The organism is Arthrobacter ginsengisoli, from assembly GCF_031456935.1.
GTDB classification, from domain to species: domain Bacteria; phylum Actinomycetota; class Actinomycetes; order Actinomycetales; family Micrococcaceae; genus Arthrobacter; species Arthrobacter ginsengisoli.
Window position 1 is genome coordinate 1 of the sequence record NZ_JAVDVQ010000062.1, and the last position, 1,575, is coordinate 1,575.

The following is a 1,575-nucleotide window of genomic DNA, read 5'->3' on the forward strand; positions in this document are numbered from 1 at the left end:
GGTCCAGGCCGCCCTGGCCAAGCGCGGCATCACCGACATGTCCCTGGTCTGCTTCGAACCCTGGTCCGTGGGCTACTTCGGCGAAGACGACCAGGGCCGGCGCCTGATGCGCGCCCTCGTCTTCGTCCGCGAGGAAGCCGACGACAGCCCCTACGCCCACCCGATCGAGAACTTCATCGTCATCGTGGACCTGAACTCCGGCGAAGTCGTCAAGGTCGACGACGACCAGGCCATCCCCGTCCCGTCCGCGAGCGGCAACTACCTGCCCAAGTACGTCGGCGAAGCCCGCACCGACCTCAAGCCCATCTCCATCACCCAGCCCGAAGGCGCGTCCTTCACCGTCACCGGAAACCACGTCCAGTGGGCCGACTGGTCCTTCCGCGTCGGCTTCACCCCCCGCGAAGGCCTGGTCCTGCACCAGCTGAAGTTCCGCAACAAGGGCGTCGAACGCCCCGTCATCAACCGCGCCTCCCTCTCCGAAATGGTCGTCCCCTACGGTGACACCGCCCCCGTCCAGGCCAAAAAGAACGCCTTCGACTCCGGCGAATACAACATCGGCAACATGGCCAACTCCCTCACCCTCGGCTGCGACTGCCTCGGCGAAATCAAATACTTCGACGGCATCACCGCCGACAGCCACGGCAACCCGCTGACCATCGAAAACGCCATCTGCATGCACGAGGAAGACGACTCCATCCTCTGGAAGCACTTCGACTTCCGCGAAGGCACCACCGAAACCCGCCGCAGCCGCAAACTCGTCATCTCCTTCATCGCCACCGTCGCGAACTACGAATACGCCTTCTACTGGCACCTCTTCCTCGACGGCAGCATCGAGTTCCTCGTCAAAGCCACCGGCATCCTCTCCACCGCCGGCCAGAAACCCGGCGAGAACAGCCCCTACGGCCAGAACCTGAACAACGACGGCCTCTACGCCCCCATCCACCAGCACATGTTCAACGTCCGCATGGACTTCGAAATCGACGGCCCCACCAACGCCGTCTACGAAGTCGACATGGAAATCCCCGAACACAACCCCACCCACACCGCGTTCATGGCCGTGGACCGGCTCCTGGAAACCGAACAGGCCGCCATCCGCAAAACCGACACCGCCAAGCACCGCTTCTGGAAAATCGCCAACCGCGACAGCAAAAACATCGTCAACGAACCCGTCGCCTACCGCCTGATCCCCACCGACGGCATCCAACTCGCCGCCGGCGACGAATCCTACGTCAGCAAACGCGCACAGTTCGCCCGCAACAACCTCTGGGTCACCGCCTACGACCGCACCGAACGCTTCGCCGCCGGCGAATTCCCCAACCAGGCCACCGGCGACGACGACGGCCTGCACATCTGGACCCAAAAAGACCGGAACATCGTCGACCAGGACCTCGTCGTCTGGTACACCTTCGGCATGCACCACGTCGTCCGCCTCGAAGACTGGCCCATCATGCCCCGCCAAAACATCGGCTTCATGCTCGAACCCCACGGCTTCTTCGACCAAAACCCCACCCTGAACCTCCCCAGCAACGAAAACAGAACCACCACCACCAACACCGAAACCTGCTGCACCACCGA

Annotated in this window: 1 protein-coding gene; it reads left to right on the top strand. The window is 63.1% G+C overall.

Annotated elements, in window-relative coordinates; all coding sequences use genetic code 11:
* The coding region (locus tag J2X01_RS21935) for a primary-amine oxidase (RefSeq protein ID WP_310062671.1) at positions 1 to 1,575 on the top strand (1,575 nt) is incomplete at both ends.